Raw genomic sequence first — 14,601 nt, 5'->3', positions numbered from 1 at the left:
CAGGTGTTGTATATGGATAAGACACCTCCATATGGAGGTCGGCAGCGCTCTATGACGCGGAACTAACAGGTGCAAGCGACGTTGAACTTGTGAAACGGGCAGCGTCTGCGTTGCCGCGAGGTGAAACAGCAATTTACGAGGGATAATATCATGGCCACCGACACCGCCAAACCGAAGACGAAGAAAACTGCCAAGGCGCCCAAAACCGCGGTCGCAGGCGACGCCGTCGGTGCCGCAGCCGGTTCTGCCGCTGCCGAGCCGACCACCGGACGCAGCGAAGCCAAGACGCGCTTCAACGCCGCGCTGGACGAGGCACGTGCCGGAGCGGCTGCCCTGAAGACCGAAGCATCCGACCGCGCCGCCGCCTATCGCAATCAGGCCGGTAACAAGAGCGGCGAGTATTCAGAACAGGCGAAAGCCAAAGTGGGCGAACTCGCTGTCGAAGGCAAGGCAAAGGCAAGCGATGCCATTTCCGCGCTCAGCAAGATGGTCGCCGACAACGCCGCCGTGATCGACGAGAATTTCGGCCCGAAATACGGCGACTATGCTCGCAACGCTTCGCGCACCCTGCAGGAAAACGCTGCGAAGCTGGAAGCGAAGAGCGTCGACGAACTGGGCGACGATGCTCGTGAATTCGTACGTCAGAGCCCCGGCCTTGCGATTGGCATGGCAGCCGTTGGCGGTTACATGATCGCACGGCTTCTTCGCCGCTGATGATCGATTGGACACCCGGCCGCTGCGCCGGGTGTTTTCATTCCCAAGCTAGCTAAAAAGGCCTGATACGGCGATATGCTCGAAACAACGACGTCGCCCGCAGGGCAAGCAGATGAGATGGAGCGGGACACCGACACATACGGTGATCCCGCTCCTCAGATTCCCGGCGGTCCGGAAGATGCCTCGCTTGCCGACGACATTGGCGCGCTGGTCGACGATGGCAAGGCCTACATCCAGGCCGAGCTTGCCTTCCAGAAAAGCCGGGCTGCCTTTGCCGCGCACGAGGTGAAGGCCGGTGCGGCTTTCGCGATGGTCATGCTGGCATTCCTGCATCTTGCGCTGATGGGGATCGTCGTGGGGCTCATCATCGCCCTCGCCCCGATCGTTGGCGCATTTGTCGCGACGGCCATCATGGGCGGGATCCTGCTGGTGTGCACCGCGATCTTCGGATGGCTCGCCCTGCGCCGGTTCCGCAAGATCAGTGCCGCTTTCGATAATGCCGACGATAGCGCCGATGCCGGGGGGATGGCAGCATGAACCCCCGCGAAAGAGACATGCGGGCCGACCGCGCTTTGCGCAACGCCGCGCTTTCCCTGGTGAAGGCCGATATCGCCCATGTGAAGGAAGACCTGTCTGCCCGCAGTGTGAAAGACCGCGTCACCGACCGCATGACCCATGGCGCGCTCGACCTGTTCGAGGAAGCGACTGAAATCGCGGACAACAATCGCGGTGTCCTGGCGACCCTGCTGGCTGCGGTGGGCATCTGGTTCGCCCGTAATCCGATCCTCTCCTTCCTCGGCTTCGAGCACGAAGACGATGACCAGCACGATCTGTTCGAGGACGAACTCTACGACGACCGCTACCCTTACTGATCGTCCGTGTCGCGGCGTGAACGCGGAACATCCCGGCCTTTGGTCCATTGGTTTCCCAGACACTTAACAAATTCGGAGTTACCCCATGAGCAGCCAGGAAAAACGCGACGAACTGCGTGCCAAGATCGAAGCCGGTGAGCAGCGCAATGAAGAGCGCTCCATCGGCGATTACGCCAAGAGCGCGGCCGACAGCACTACCCAGTTCGTGAAGGACCATCCCGTGGCAGCCGTTGCAGGCGTTGCCGTGATCGGTCTGGCCATCGGTGCCATGACTCGTCCGGGTCGCCGTGCTGGACAGAAGGCGGGCGCACTCGCAACCTACGCCACGGAAATGGGCCTCGCCTATGCAAGCGGTCTTCTCGACCAGGCTGGTGACGTGGCCCGTGCCGGCGGCGATGCACTGGAAGATTTCGGCGACGACCTCGCCTTCGGTGCGCGCAAGGCCCGCCGTTCGGCATACAAGACTGCCGGCAACACGTCGGACAATGTCCTGAGCCTGTCGCGCAAGGCCGCGCGCCGTGCAGGACGGACCTATCGCGACGCGAAGGCACGCGTTGCCGTCTGACCGGGCGAAGGCCAGGACATGAAGCCAGGCGGCGCGGTGGGCAATTGCCTGCCGCGCCGCTCGGCGTTATGGCCCCCTTGCCTTCCTGCTGCGGCAGGGTCCCCTCCTCCCCAAGGAATTCATACGATGGAAGAAAAAGAAACGAAGCAACCGCTCTATCTCGTCATGGGCGGCCGGGTGAAAGACACGCGCAACCTCGAATTCGAAGATCCGGAAAGCATTCACGTGGCCGGCGTCTATTCGGACTATGACGGCGCAGTGGAAGCATGGCGCGGCAATGCGCAGCGCACAGTGGACGACGCCGCGATGAAATACGTCATCGTGCACCTTCACAAGATCCTCGACCCGGAAGCCTGATCGCCCTTGGCCTACGCGATCCGCCCCTATGCCGACGGTGATGCCGAAGCGCTGTCACTGGTGACACTGGCGGCGATCGCGACAATCGGGCCTGCGGCCTACAGCCAGGAACAGGTGGCTGCGTGGTCGGCCCGCCATATCCAGCCGGAACGGATCGCCGGCCGCGTGGCAGCGGGCGATCATATTTTCGTGGCTGTCGATAACGATGACAGGCCGGTCGCGTATGTCCTGCTGGAAAAGGACGGGCACGTGGACATGCTCTACAGCCATCCCGACCACTCGCGGCTTGGCCTCGCCGGGCAGCTATTGGCGGCGGCGGAGACGAAGGCTCGCACCTTGGGCGCGGCGCGGCTCTATACCGAGGCAAGCGAGCTTGCCCGCCCGGCGTTCGAGCGCGCGGGCTATCAGATGGACGAACGGCGTGACTTCACGATCGAGCATGGAAACAGGTCCGTTCCCATCCACAATTACGCGATGACGAAGGGGATCGACTAGGCGTCAGCCTGCGTGGCCCATGCTAGAGGTGCGCGAGAGGCGTGCACGAGGCGCGCCTCCGCTCCCGTCAGATGAAGTCGATCTTGTCGACGAGGTAGAACTTGTCCCCGCTCGGCACGGTGACTTCGACCTCTTCGCCCACTTCCTTCCCGATCAGGGCGCGCGCAATCGGCGAGCTATAGGAAATGCGGCCCTTGTTCGCGTCCGCCTCGGTCTGGCCGACGATCTGGTATCTGATCGGCTTGTCGTCCTCGTCGAGCAGGGTCACGGTGGCGCCGAACACGATCTTGTTGCCCGACAGCGTGGTCGGGTCGATGATCTGGGCGCGGGTGATCTTGTCTTCCAGTTCGGCGACCTGAGCCTCGATCTGGCCCTGGCGCTCCTTGGCGGCGTGGTACTCGGCGTTCTCCGACAAATCGCCATGAGCGCGCGCTTCCTCGATGGCATCGACCACCTTGGGGCGCTCTGCCCGAAGCAGCTTGAGATCGGCTGTCAGGCGTTCGTAGCCCTCTGCCAGCATCGGCACTTTATCCATCGGAACCTGTCCTGTTATCTGCCCCCGCACGCGGCAAACCGATCCATGGCCGCGCCTTGCGGGCGACTGTTTCGGATCGGTCTGGGGTGAAGGTTTGTTCTAACTCGTCGCGCTATAATAGTCCTGCAACGAGCGGACTTCAAGCTGGCTGGCATCGACCGTCGCAATCGCCTCCGCTGCAGCCACGCTGGCGGCGGCCGTCGTGTAATACGGCAGCTTAGCCTCGAGTGCGGAGGCGCGGATCGATTTGCTGTCCATCAACGACTGCCAGCCCTCGGTCGTGTTGAAGATCAGGTCGACCTTCCCGTCGATGATCGCATCGACGATGTGGGGCTGGCCTTCCGCCACCTTGTTGACCCGATCGACCGGCAAGCCCTGCTCCGCCAGGTAAGCCTGCGTACCGCCGGTGGCGATGATGGACCATCCGCACGCGATCAGGCGCTTCACCGCGGGAAGGATCGCAGTCTTGTCGCTATCCTTCACCGACACGAACAGGGTGCCTTTCGCAGGCAGTGCCATTCCGGCGCCCATCTGCGATTTCAGGAACGCTTCGGGGAAAGCGTGGTCGATGCCCATGACTTCGCCGGTAGAGCGCATTTCGGGCGACAGGACCGGGTCGGCCCCGGGGAAACGGCTGAACGGGAAGACGGCTTCCTTCACCGCCATGTGGCCCGGACGCAGGTTGAATTCGGGGAAGTCCGCCAGCTTCTCGCCCGCCATGATGCGGCTGGCGATTTTCGCGACCGGGTGTCCGATAGCCTTTGCGACGAACGGCACGGTACGGCTGGCCCGCGGGTTCACCTCGATCAGGTAGACCTCGCCGTCCTTCACCGCGAACTGCACGTTCATCAGGCCGCGCACGTTCAGGGCCAGCGCCAGCGCCTCGCCCTGGCGTTCCATCTCTGCCACGATTTCGTCCGGCAGCGAGTATGGCGGCAGGGTGCAGGCGCTGTCGCCGGAATGCACCCCGGCTTCCTCGATATGCTGCATGACGCCGGCGATACGCACTTCCTCGCCATCGCACAGGACGTCGACGTCGCATTCGATGGCATCGCGCAGATACTGGTCGACCAGCACCGGACTGTCGCCCGAGACGTTGACCGCGGTATTGATGTAATCGTCGAGCTGCGCCTCGCTGTCGACGATCTCCATCGCGCGTCCACCCAGGACATAGCTGGGACGGAGGAGCACGGGATAGCCGATGGTGCGCGCGGCAGCCGCAGCTTCGTCCCGGCTTTTGGCGATGCCGTTATCGGGCTGCTTCAGGTCCAGCTTGTTGACGAGGCGCGCAAAACGCTCGCGGTCTTCGGCCAGGTCGATGGCATCGGGGCTGGTGCCCAGGATCGGGATGCCTTCATCCTCCAGCGCCTGCGCCAGTTTGAGCGGAGTCTGCCCGCCGAATTGCACGATCACGCCGACGAGTTCACCCGACTGCTGTTCGACGCGCAGGATTTCCAGCACGTCTTCTGCCGTCAGCGGCTCGAAATAGAGGCGGTCGGACGTGTCGTAGTCGGTGCTGACCGTTTCCGGGTTGCAGTTGACCATGATCGTCTCGAACCCGGCTTCGCTGAGCGCGAAACAGGCATGGACGCAGCAATAGTCGAACTCGATCCCCTGCCCGATGCGGTTCGGCCCGCCGCCCAGGATCACGATCTTGCGCCGGTCCGAAGGCATGGCCTCGTCTTCCGGCTCGCCGAAGGTCGGCGCCTCGTAGGTCGAATACATGTAGGGCGTCACCGCCTCGAACTCTGCGGCGCAGCTGTCGATCCGCTTGAAGACCGGCAGCACGCCCAGCTTGTGGCGCAGCTTGCGGACTTCTTCCTCGCTGGTTGCTCCGGCCATGGCGCGCAGGGCATCGTGCAGCAGCCCCGAACGGCGCGCCTGTGTTTCGCCGAGGCCGCCTGCCACACCGACGGAGCGTACGGCCAGCGTGGCCAGCCGCTTGTCGGAAAAGCCCATCGCCTTCAGGCGGCGCAGCTCGTCCGCCTCGTTCGGCAGGCCGTTATGCGCGATCATCCGCTCTTCGTAGATGATGGCCTCGATCTGCCTCAGGAACCACTTGTCGTAGCCGGTGATGCGATTGATCTCGTCCACGTCGAAGCCTTCGCGGAAGGCCTGCGCGACATTGAGCAATCGGTCCGGCGTGCGCTTGCTGAGCGCGGCGGTGATGACTTCCTTCGACACGCCTTCCAGGTCGACCACGCGGTTGAACCCGTCGAGCCCGGTTTCGAGGCCGCGCAGGGCTTTCTGCATGGATTCCTGGAAGTTGCGGCCGATGGCCATGACCTCGCCGACCGACTTCATCGCAGTGGCCAGTTCGTTCTTCGCGCCCTTGAACTTCTCGAAGGCGAAGCGCGGGATCTTGGTGACGACGTAATCGATCGTCGGTTCGAAACTGGCGGGCGTTGCGCCGGTGATCTCGTTCTCGATCTCGTCCAGCGTGTAGCCCACGGCCAGCTTCGCCGCGACGCGCGCGATGGGGAAGCCGGTGGCCTTGGACGCCAGCGCACTGGAACGCGAGACGCGCGGGTTCATCTCGATCACGATCAGGCGGCCGTCCTCCGGATTGACCGCGAACTGGACGTTCGACCCGCCCGTCTCCACCCCGATTTCGCGCAGCACCGCGATGCTGGCGCTGCGCATGATCTGGTATTCCTTGTCCGTCAGCGTCAGCGCGGGTGCGACGGTGATGGAATCGCCCGTATGCACGCCCATCGGATCGACATTTTCGATGGCGCAAATGATGATGGCATTGTCGGCCCGGTCGCGGACCACCTCCATCTCGTATTCCTTCCACCCGAGCAGCGATTCCTCGATCAGGACCTCGGTGGTGGGGCTTGCGTCGAGGCCCTCGCGCACGATCCGCTCGAACTCGGCGGTGTTGTAGGCGATGCCCCCGCCCGTACCGCCGAGCGTGAAGCTGGGACGAATGATGGCGGGAAGGCCCGTCCGCTCGAGCACGGCGCGTGCCTCGTCCAGCGTGTTGGCAATGCCGCTGCGCGCGCTTTCGAGGCCAATCTTGTCCATTGCTTCGCGGAAACGCTGGCGGTTCTCCGCCTTGTCGATCGCATCGGCCTTGGCCCCGATCATCTCGACCCCGTGCTCGGCCAGAACGCCCATCTCGTCGAGCTTCAGCGCGCAATTGAGCGCGGTCTGCCCGCCCATGGTCGGCAGCAGCGCGTCGGGCTTTTCCTTCGCGATGATCTTCGCGACGATTTCGGGCGTGATCGGCTCGATATAGGTCGCGTCGGCCATTTCCGGATCGGTCATGATCGTGGCGGGGTTGGAGTTGACGAGGACCACGCGGTAGCCCTCCTCCTTCAGCGCCTTGATCGCCTGGGTGCCGGAATAGTCGAACTCGCACGCCTGCCCGATGATGATGGGGCCTGCGCCAATGACGAGGATCGAGGAGATGTCAGTGCGTTTGGGCATTAGAGCCAGCCCTTCATTATTGCAATTGTGACGGCGCCGATCCCGATAGCGACGAAAACCCCAATCCAAGTCGCCCGAGCCCCAGATTCAGACCAATCGGTTTCTTTGGCGGTTTTGGGTTCCGGAAGGCTTCCAGGATTGCGGCGGCGCTGAAAGGTGAAATTCGGTTCACTGAAAGAGATAGCGAACTCATCTTCTACCCAATCAATACCTTCGCGAGAGATTTCATATCCACCTGGTAAATCGGCATCTCGTATAGCGAGACCTCGTTCTGCTAAACTCCGCAATCCAATCTTGACCCGCTCCTGCGTAATTGGTGGTCTAAATAGTGTTGCCAGTTGCGTAGCGCTTTCGAAATGATTACGTCCATTTGACTTCTCGTAAAGAATACAGAGAAGCGAACTCTCGAGGGAATCTTGGTCAGGCGGATTCATCAACCCAACATCCCCACAAACTTCTCGAACAGGTAGAAGCTGTCCTGCGGACCCGGCGAGGCCTCCGGGTGGTACTGCACCCCGAACGCCTTCTTTCCGCTGATCGCGATGCCGCAATTCGAGCCGTCGAACAGGCTCACATGGGTCTGCTCGACGCCCTCGGGCAAGGTCTCGCCATCGACCGCGAAGCCGTGGTTCATGCTCGTGATCTCGACAAGGCCCTGCGTTTCCCCCCAGCCCTCGCCGACCCGCTGAACCGGGTGGTTGGCGCCGCGATGGCCCTGGTGCATCTTGGTCGTCTTCGCGCCCGCGGCCAGCGCCAGCATCTGGTGGCCCAGGCAAATACCGAACAGCGGCACGTCGCGTTCCAGCAAGCCTCTGATCACCGGCACCGCATATTCGCCCGTCGCCGCCGGATCGCCGGGCCCGTTGGACAGGAACACGCCGTCCGGCTTCAGCGCGAGGATATCCTCAAGCGAGGTTCGCGCCGGAACCACCGTCACCCGCGCGTCCGCCTTCACGAGGTTGCGGAAGATATTGTCCTTCGACCCGTAATCGATCGCGACGACATGGGGCTTTGCCTGCCGCGAGGCGCGTCCATAACCCTTGCCCAGCGACCACCAGCCGCCTTCCCAGTCTTCCTGTTTCTTCCGCGAAACGCGCCCCGCCAGGTCCATGCCTTCCAACCCGGCCCAATCCTGCGCCCGCTTCAGCAAGGCGGGAAGGTCGAACTGGCCATGCGGTTCGTGCGCGATCACGGCGTTGGGTGCCCCGTTCAGGCGGATATAACGGGTCAGCGCGCGGGTATCGATGCCGCTCAGGCCGATCTTCCCGTTCTCCCGCATCCATTCGTCGAACAGCTGCTTGCTGCGGAAATTGCTGTCGGGCGTCACGTTCTCGCGCACGATGCAGCCCACGGCTGCCTCTACCCGGCTTTCGATGTCTTCGGCATTGCTGCCGACATTGCCGATATGGGGGAAGGTGAAGGTGACGATCTGCGCAGCATAGCTGGGATCGGTCATCACCTCCTGGTAACCGGTCATTGCGGTGTTGAAGCACACCTCGCCGACGGCGCTGCCGATATGGCCGAAACCATGGCCCCACAATGCCGTACCGTCGGCCAGCAAGAGGAGACCCGTCGCGCCTTTGGGCTGCGCAGGGGTAATGTCGGCAGAAGCCATAAAAGGGGCGCTCCGAGTCAGGGGTTTTCCGGCAATGTCGCTAAGCCCCACCCGCTAAGCAGGTGGCGTGCCTGCGTCAAGCGTGGCGGCGCTGCATTTATTCGCTATGAGGGCGGCAATACGCGCTGCCGGCGCCAATCCATCCACAGGAAACGACATTTATGCTCCGCGATCAGATCAAGGCCGAAACCGTCACTGCCATGAAGGCGAAGGACAAGGACCGCACCGCGGCGCTCCGCCTGATCGGGGCGAAGATCAAGGACCGCGACATCGAGATGCGGACCGCCTCGAAAGAGGTCCCCGACGACGAGCTGGTGACCGATGTTCTCACCAAAATGGCCAAGCAGCGCCGCGAATCGATAACCATGTACGAGGAAGGCGGCCGCGAGGAACTGGCCGCGCAGGAACGCCGCGAACTGGCGGTAATCGAGGAATTCCTGCCCCGCACGATGGACGAGGCCGAAACGAAGGCCGCGATTGCCGAGGCAAAGGCCGTCACGGGCGCTGAATCCATTAAGGATATGGGCAAGGTCATGGGGGAACTAAAGGCGAAGCACGGCGCTTCGCTGGACATGGGCCTCGCCTCGAAACTCGTGAAGGAAAGCTTCTGATATGATCCGCAAGACCGCTGCTCTCGCCGCCCCGGCAACCCTGGCCCTGATCCTGGCCGGATGCGCGGAGCCGGTCGACGAATCCACCGATCGTTATGCCGCCGATGCCGAGCTGGAAGCCGCCACGACCGACGGCGAGGCGGCATTGCTGGCCAATGCGATCGAGGCCGGCGATTTCGCCGACCTGGAACTGGGCGCAAAAATAATCGGACCGCGCGGCCCGGACGTTAAGGTGGCGATGTCCAACGATGCGGGCGCCTTTGCCGACATGACCAGCTATGTCGCCTGCCCTGCGGGTATGGCTACGTGCGACCCCTCCGAAGCGCCCGAAGGCACGATCTACACCTATGTCCACACCGTCTATCCCGGCGAGGACAACGATCCCGCGACCGGCAGCGGGGACGGTGCCGATTCGTCCGACATCGAACTGGCCGAAATGTTTCGAATGACCGGCCCCGCCCACGGTTTCACGGGCAACGCAGGCTTTTCCCGCTTGGAAGCGAATGCCGCCGTGGGTGACAAGGTAATGGTGACGGTGACGTGCCGCGACGGCGCGCTGGCATGGACGATCGATGCAGGCGAAGGCGGCGACCAGTGGGAACAGGGCGAACCGCTCACCTTCTACTGGCAATCCACCCTGCCCCCGGCCGGTCCTGCCGAACGGTACGAGGTCACGGCGAATTACAGCACGGCCAGCGGCCAGGGCCCCTACCCGGCGGAAGACGGCGATGCGGTCAATGCCTGCGATGCGCCCGCCCCTGCGGCGCGCGCGTCGTCCTGACGATCTGCCCTCCTCCCGAGCGGGAATCTCATCGTAGAGAAGCCATTATGGCGACTTGAACGAAACCGGCTTTGGGGCGATATTCGCGTACATGGCGCTGTCTCCCCAATGGCTGGATGAATTGCGTGCGCGGATCACGCTTTCCAGCGTCATCCAGCGCACGACCAAGCTGCAGAAGGCGGGCCGGGAATGGAAGGCGTGCTGCCCCTTCCATAACGAGAACACGCCCAGCTTCACCGTCAGCGATGAAAAGGGGTTTTACCACTGCTTCGGTTGCGGTGCGCATGGGGACGTGATCCGCTGGATGACCGACCAGCGCGGCCTCGGTTTCATGGACGCGGTGAAGGAACTGGCGGCGGAAGCCGGGATGGATGTCCCCGCTCCCGATCCCGTCGCCGCGAAACGGGCGGAGAAACGCGCCAGCCTGATCGACGTGACCGGCGCGGCGCAGGAATTCTTCGTCGACCGGCTGGCATCCGATGCCGGGGCGAAGGCGCGGCGCTATCTGGCCTCGCGTGGGTTCAGCGATGCGGTCGTGCGGGAATTCGGCTTCGGCTATGCACCCGATGAGAAACAGGCCCTGCCCGGCGCGCTGGGATCGTTCGACGCGGCCATGCTGGTCGAGAGCGGGATGCGGATCGCGGCCGATGACGGCAACAGCTATGACCGTTTCCGCGACCGCCTGATGCTGCCGATCCAGGACGCGCGCGGCCGTGTCATCGCGTTTGGCGGACGCATCCTCGACAACCGTGATGGCGTGGCGAAATACCTGAACTCGCCCGACACGCCGCTCTTCGACAAGGGCAATGTCCTCTACAACCAACACCGCGCCAGCCCGGCCTCGCGCCAGAGCGGACGGGTGGTTGTCGTGGAAGGCTACATGGACGTCATCGCGCTTGCCAATGCGGGGATAGAGGACGCGGTGGCCCCGCTCGGCACGGCGCTGACGGAGCGGCAGATCGAGCTGTTGTGGCGAATGGTCGAACGCCCCGTCCTGTGCTTCGACGGCGATGCAGCCGGGCAGCGCGCCGCCATGCGCGCCGTCGGACGCGCCCTGCCGCTCCTGCGTCCCGGTCATTCGCTGGGTATAGTCCGGATGCCGAAGGGCATGGACCCCGACGACCTGCTGAAGGAACGCGGGGTCCGCGCGATGGAAACGCTGCTCGCCAGCCCGGCCAGCCTGCTCGACACCCTGTGGGAGAGCGAACGCGATGCGCAGCCGCTGGACAGCCCGGAGGCAAAGGCCGGACTGAAATCACGGCTGCTGGCCCATGTCGATACGATCGCGGACGAGGATATCCGCGCGCTCTACCGCCGCGAATTGCTCGACCGGTTTTCCGCCTTCGCCTTCCCCCGGCGCGAGAACACCTGGAAGAAGGGCGACTGGAAAGGGCGGAATTTTCCTGCCCGCCCCGTGGTCACGCCTGCTGCGCGCAACAGCCTGCGGATGCTGGCGGGCGGATCGAACAGGGATGCGCTGCTGTCCGCCGTCGTCGGCGGGCTGGTGCGCTTCCCCGACCAGCTCGATCGCCACTGCGAAGACCTCTCGGACCTCGCCGAGCGTGACCCGAAAGTCGCGGCTGCGATTAATCCACTACTCGATTCGCTCGAACCGCTTGAAGACACCGGCGAAACGCCCATATCGGGCGCTGCCGGACACATTGCGCCCCCGGATAAGACTCGTTTCGCCTTCCTCAGAGAAGGGACCGATCCGCAGGTTGCGCGCGAGAGCCTGGCTGAAGCCGTTTCGTTGCTGGTCGAACGACCGGCGCTGGAGGCTGCGCTTGCCGCAGCCACGGCCCGGTTCGCCACCGACCCCGAAGGAGCTTTCGCCGATCAGCAGAGATTGTTGAAGCGAAAGCTGGAATTCGAGGCGCGACTCGGCCAAATGGCAAGCATGCGGGCCGATGCCGAGGATGACGGCACAGCGTCCGGAAACGAAGATACCACCCCGCCCACGCCGGAACCGGCAGACGGCGCGCAAAGAGATTGAGACGATACCCTATGGCGTCCAAGGCGAAATCGAAGCAGGGCGAAGACGCTCCGCTGATCGACATGAAAGAAGCGTCGATCAAGAAACTGATCACCAAGGCGAAGAAGAAAGGCTACGTTACCTTTGACGAGCTGAACGCCGCCCTGCCTTCCGATATCGGCCCCGACCAGATCGAGGATATCCAGACCGCCCTGTCCGAAATGGGCGTCCAGATCGTGGAAAACGATGAGGAAGCCGAGGCCGAGGCGGAGAAGGAAAGCGAAGTCGCCGAGATCGCCGCCGACGGTTCGAAGGACGACAAGAAGAAGCCCGCAGCCGCTGCGAAGAAGACGACGACGGGCGAACGCACGGACGATCCCGTCCGCATGTACCTGCGTGAAATGGGCGCGGTCGAACTGCTCAGCCGCGAAGGCGAGATCGCCATCGCCAAGCGGATCGAGGCCGGACGCGACATGATGATCATGGGCCTGTGCGAAAGCCCGATCACCTTCCACGCCATCATCCAGTGGTCCGAAGCGCTCAACAACGAGGAAATGCAGCTGCGCGAGATCCTCGATCTCGACGCGATGCTGTCGAAGGAACCGCCGGCCGACAAGATGGCCGATGATGCCGACGACGATGACGACGGCGAGATTTCGGAAGAGACCGCCGGCCCCACCATCGTCGACGAGGAGGACGATTCCGACCACGACGAGGATGACGGCGAGGACGGTGAAGGCGGTTCGGCCAAGAAGAAGGACGACGAGGAGGAAGAGGACAACACCATGTCCCTTGCCCAGATGGAAGCCGCGCTGAAGCCGGATGCCATCGAGCGCTTCGCCCGCATCACCTCGCTGTTCAAGAAGTTCGAGAAGCTGCAGAGCGAACGCGTGGAAACGCTGGGCCGCGGCGAAGCCTTCCCGGCGGCGAAGGAAAAGAAATACGAGAGCCTGAGCGAGGAACTGACGGCGGAAGTCGAAAGCATGCAGTTCCACGCGACCAAGATCGAATTCCTGGTCGACAACCTCTACGCCTTCAACCGCCGCCTGACGGCGCTGGGCGGCCAGATGCTGCGCCTTGCCGAACGTCACAAGGTCAAGCGCGCCGACTTCCTGCAGGCCTATATCGGCAACGAGCTGGACGATAACTGGCTGAAGGACCGGGTGAAGAAGGACAAGAAATGGGCCGCCTTCGCCGAGAAGGAAGGCGCATCCATCGAACGCATCCGCGTCGAGATTGCCGACATCGCCAGCGCCACCGGCATGAGCCTGCCCGAATTCCGCCGTATCGTGAACATGGTGCAGAAGGCGGAGCGCGAGGCACGCATCGCGAAGAAGGAAATGGTCGAGGCGAACCTGCGCCTCGTGATTTCCATCGCCAAGAAATACACCAATCGCGGCCTGCAGTTCCTCGACCTGATCCAGGAAGGAAACATCGGCCTGATGAAGGCGGTCGACAAGTTCGAATACCGCCGTGGGTACAAGTTCAGCACCTATGCGACGTGGTGGATCCGGCAGGCGATTACCCGCTCTATCGCCGACCAGGCGCGCACGATCCGCATCCCTGTCCACATGATCGAGACGATCAACAAGCTGGTTCGCACGAGCCGCCAGTTCCTGCACGAGCAGGGCCGCGAGCCGACGCCGGAGGAAATGGCAGAGCGCCTTTCCATGCCGCTGGAAAAGGTTCGCAAGGTGATGAAGATCGCCAAGGAACCGATCAGCCTGGAAACGCCGATCGGCGACGAGGAAGATTCGCACCTGGGCGATTTCATCGAGGACAAGAACGCGATCATCCCGGTGGATGCCGCGATCCAGGCGAACCTGAAGGAAACCGTCACCCGCGTCCTCGCCAGCCTGACCCCGCGCGAGGAACGCGTGCTGCGCATGCGCTTCGGCATCGGCATGAACACCGATCACACGCTGGAGGAGGTCGGCCAGCAGTTCTCCGTGACCCGCGAACGTATCCGCCAGATCGAGGCAAAGGCGCTGAGGAAGCTCAAGCACCCGAGCCGTTCACGCAAGATGCGCAGCTTCCTGGACCAGTGAGGAAGCGCGCATTCCTTGCCGCTGCAGCGCTGGCGGCGATAAGCCTGCCCGCGCCTGCGGTCGGGCAGGATGCAGTTGCGACGAGCGATGTTTCCGTGGAGTCGCTGCAGGTCGCCCGGGACATTATTGCAGCCATGTATCCTCCCGAAACGCGCGAGGATACCATCGTGGAGATGGCGCAGTCGCTGGGTGCGCAGATCGCAGGCTCGCGCAATCTCGACGAAATCGACGACGAAGGGGCGCGCCATATCCTGGAAGAGGGATTGGTCGAGGGCCTTCGCGGCCTGCGCCCGATCATGGCGCGGCATATTCCGAGGCTGATGGACGCGACGGCAATTGCCTATGCCGACACATTCACGCTGACCGAACTGGTTGCGATCCGGAATTTTGCGTCCACCCCGGCGGGAGCAGCGTTTTTCGAGCAGTCGCCGGGCCTGATGAACCATCCGGCCCTGACATCCGCCAATGGCCCGTATTTCGAGGAACTCCATCGCTATACGCGGGAGTTGCAGGCGCGGATGATTGCCGACCTCGAAGCGTATTTCATGGAGCAGGCGCAAGGCACGGCTGACCCGGCCTGATTACCGGCCAGGGCGGCTGCCGG

The 14,601-nt window shown here is 63.2% G+C and carries 15 protein-coding genes; 11 read left to right on the top strand and 4 right to left on the bottom strand.

Going from position 1 to position 14,601, the window contains the following annotated elements; genetic code table 11:
- The first annotated feature begins 150 nt into the window (after positions 1-150).
- The 6 genes from PF049_08725 to PF049_08700 all read left to right on the top strand — a co-directional run bounded on the left by PF049_08725 (position 151) and on the right by PF049_08700 (position 3,003).
- A complete protein-coding gene (locus PF049_08725) occupies positions 151-714 on the top strand; it encodes a hypothetical protein (GenBank protein WBY15685.1) in 564 nt (187 codons plus the stop codon).
- A 75-nt stretch (positions 715-789) separates the two neighbouring features.
- Positions 790-1,251, top strand: a complete 462-nt coding sequence (locus tag PF049_08720; protein WBY15684.1) for a phage holin family protein — start codon at positions 790-792, stop codon at positions 1,249-1,251.
- Entirely contained in the window at positions 1,248-1,586 is a 339-nt protein-coding gene (locus PF049_08715) for a hypothetical protein (GenBank protein WBY15683.1), read from the top strand. Before PF049_08720 ends, PF049_08715 begins: the two co-directional genes overlap by 4 nt.
- Positions 1,587-1,671: 85 nt before the next feature.
- Positions 1,672-2,151 (top strand): hypothetical protein, encoded by a 480-nt coding sequence (locus PF049_08710; GenBank protein WBY15682.1) that lies wholly within the window; start codon positions 1,672-1,674, stop codon positions 2,149-2,151.
- Between the two features lie 126 nt (positions 2,152-2,277).
- Positions 2,278-2,508 (top strand): DUF4170 domain-containing protein, encoded by a 231-nt coding sequence (locus PF049_08705; GenBank protein WBY15681.1) that lies wholly within the window; start codon positions 2,278-2,280, stop codon positions 2,506-2,508.
- Positions 2,509-2,514: 6 nt separating this feature from the next.
- Positions 2,515-3,003, top strand: coding sequence for a GNAT family N-acetyltransferase (locus tag PF049_08700; protein WBY15680.1), 489 nt, complete (start codon positions 2,515-2,517; stop codon positions 3,001-3,003).
- A 67-nt stretch (positions 3,004-3,070) separates the two neighbouring features.
- On the opposite strand, the gene greA is transcribed toward PF049_08700, so the two are convergent.
- From greA to carA, 4 genes are all read right to left on the bottom strand, one after another.
- The gene (greA, locus tag PF049_08695) at positions 3,071-3,538 is read right to left on the bottom strand and encodes a transcription elongation factor GreA (protein WBY15679.1); all 468 of its coding nucleotides are present in this window, start codon (positions 3,536-3,538) and stop codon (positions 3,071-3,073) included.
- Between the two features lie 99 nt (positions 3,539-3,637).
- The gene (carB, locus tag PF049_08690) at positions 3,638-6,970 is read right to left on the bottom strand and encodes a carbamoyl-phosphate synthase large subunit (protein ID WBY15678.1); all 3,333 of its coding nucleotides are present in this window, start codon (positions 6,968-6,970) and stop codon (positions 3,638-3,640) included.
- Positions 6,970-7,404 (bottom strand): hypothetical protein, encoded by a 435-nt coding sequence (locus PF049_08685; GenBank protein WBY15677.1) that lies wholly within the window; start codon positions 7,402-7,404, stop codon positions 6,970-6,972. The genes carB and PF049_08685 overlap by 1 nt, the downstream gene beginning before the upstream one ends.
- On the bottom strand, positions 7,404-8,585 hold the full coding sequence (gene carA, locus PF049_08680) for a glutamine-hydrolyzing carbamoyl-phosphate synthase small subunit (GenBank protein WBY15676.1): 1,182 nt from the start codon (positions 8,583-8,585) through the stop codon (positions 7,404-7,406). Before carA ends, PF049_08685 begins: the two co-directional genes overlap by 1 nt.
- Positions 8,586-8,746: 161 nt before the next feature.
- Here carA and PF049_08675 point away from each other — a divergent pair, with 161 nt between their 5' ends.
- The 5 genes from PF049_08675 to PF049_08655 all read left to right on the top strand — a co-directional run bounded on the left by PF049_08675 (position 8,747) and on the right by PF049_08655 (position 14,578).
- Complete coding sequence (locus tag PF049_08675) at positions 8,747-9,196, top strand: GatB/YqeY domain-containing protein (GenBank protein WBY15675.1); 450 nt, start codon at positions 8,747-8,749, stop codon at positions 9,194-9,196.
- Between the two features lies 1 nt (position 9,197).
- Positions 9,198-9,977 carry a hypothetical protein gene (locus PF049_08670; protein ID WBY15674.1) on the top strand — a complete coding sequence of 260 codons (780 nt, stop codon included), beginning with the start codon at positions 9,198-9,200 and terminating at the stop codon, positions 9,975-9,977.
- Between the two features lie 91 nt (positions 9,978-10,068).
- Positions 10,069-11,970: a DNA primase gene (gene dnaG / locus PF049_08665; protein WBY15673.1), complete on the top strand. Its 1,902-nt coding sequence runs from the start codon at positions 10,069-10,071 to the stop codon at positions 11,968-11,970.
- 11 nt (positions 11,971-11,981) lie between these two features.
- Positions 11,982-13,997 carry an RNA polymerase sigma factor RpoD gene (gene rpoD / locus PF049_08660; GenBank protein WBY17891.1) on the top strand — a complete coding sequence of 672 codons (2,016 nt, stop codon included), beginning with the start codon at positions 11,982-11,984 and terminating at the stop codon, positions 13,995-13,997.
- Positions 13,994-14,578, top strand: coding sequence for a DUF2059 domain-containing protein (locus PF049_08655; protein ID WBY15672.1), 585 nt, complete (start codon positions 13,994-13,996; stop codon positions 14,576-14,578). The genes rpoD and PF049_08655 overlap by 4 nt, the downstream gene beginning before the upstream one ends.
- Positions 14,579-14,601: the final 23 nt, after the last annotated feature.

Source organism: Erythrobacteraceae bacterium WH01K (genome assembly GCA_027941995.1).
Taxonomy (GTDB): Bacteria; Pseudomonadota; Alphaproteobacteria; order Sphingomonadales; family Sphingomonadaceae; genus CAJXSN01.
Note: the sequence above shows the minus strand (reverse complement) of the source record. Positions and strands in the feature narration are given on the sequence as shown.

What these genes read in the sequence shown, in the direction of transcription:
- PF049_08725 (WBY15685.1), top strand. Translation starts at nt 151, where the DNA reads ATGGCCACCGACACCGCCAAACCGAAGACGAAGAAAACTGCCAAGGCG.
- PF049_08720 (WBY15684.1), top strand. Translation starts at nt 790, where the DNA reads ATGCTCGAAACAACGACGTCGCCCGCAGGGCAAGCAGATGAGATGGAG.
- PF049_08715 (WBY15683.1), top strand. Translation starts at nt 1,248, where the DNA reads ATGAACCCCCGCGAAAGAGACATGCGGGCCGACCGCGCTTTGCGCAAC.
- PF049_08710 (WBY15682.1), top strand. Translation starts at nt 1,672, where the DNA reads ATGAGCAGCCAGGAAAAACGCGACGAACTGCGTGCCAAGATCGAAGCC.
- PF049_08705 (WBY15681.1), top strand. Translation starts at nt 2,278, where the DNA reads ATGGAAGAAAAAGAAACGAAGCAACCGCTCTATCTCGTCATGGGCGGC.
- greA (WBY15679.1), bottom strand. Translation starts at nt 3,538, where the DNA reads ATGGATAAAGTGCCGATGCTGGCAGAGGGCTACGAACGCCTGACAGCC.
- carB (WBY15678.1), bottom strand. Translation starts at nt 6,970, where the DNA reads ATGCCCAAACGCACTGACATCTCCTCGATCCTCGTCATTGGCGCAGGC.
- PF049_08685 (WBY15677.1), bottom strand. Translation starts at nt 7,404, where the DNA reads ATGAATCCGCCTGACCAAGATTCCCTCGAGAGTTCGCTTCTCTGTATT.
- carA (WBY15676.1), bottom strand. Translation starts at nt 8,585, where the DNA reads ATGGCTTCTGCCGACATTACCCCTGCGCAGCCCAAAGGCGCGACGGGT.
- PF049_08675 (WBY15675.1), top strand. Translation starts at nt 8,747, where the DNA reads ATGCTCCGCGATCAGATCAAGGCCGAAACCGTCACTGCCATGAAGGCG.
- PF049_08670 (WBY15674.1), top strand. Translation starts at nt 9,198, where the DNA reads ATGATCCGCAAGACCGCTGCTCTCGCCGCCCCGGCAACCCTGGCCCTG.
- dnaG (WBY15673.1), top strand. Translation starts at nt 10,069, where the DNA reads ATGGCGCTGTCTCCCCAATGGCTGGATGAATTGCGTGCGCGGATCACG.
- rpoD (WBY17891.1), top strand. Translation starts at nt 11,982, where the DNA reads ATGGCGTCCAAGGCGAAATCGAAGCAGGGCGAAGACGCTCCGCTGATC.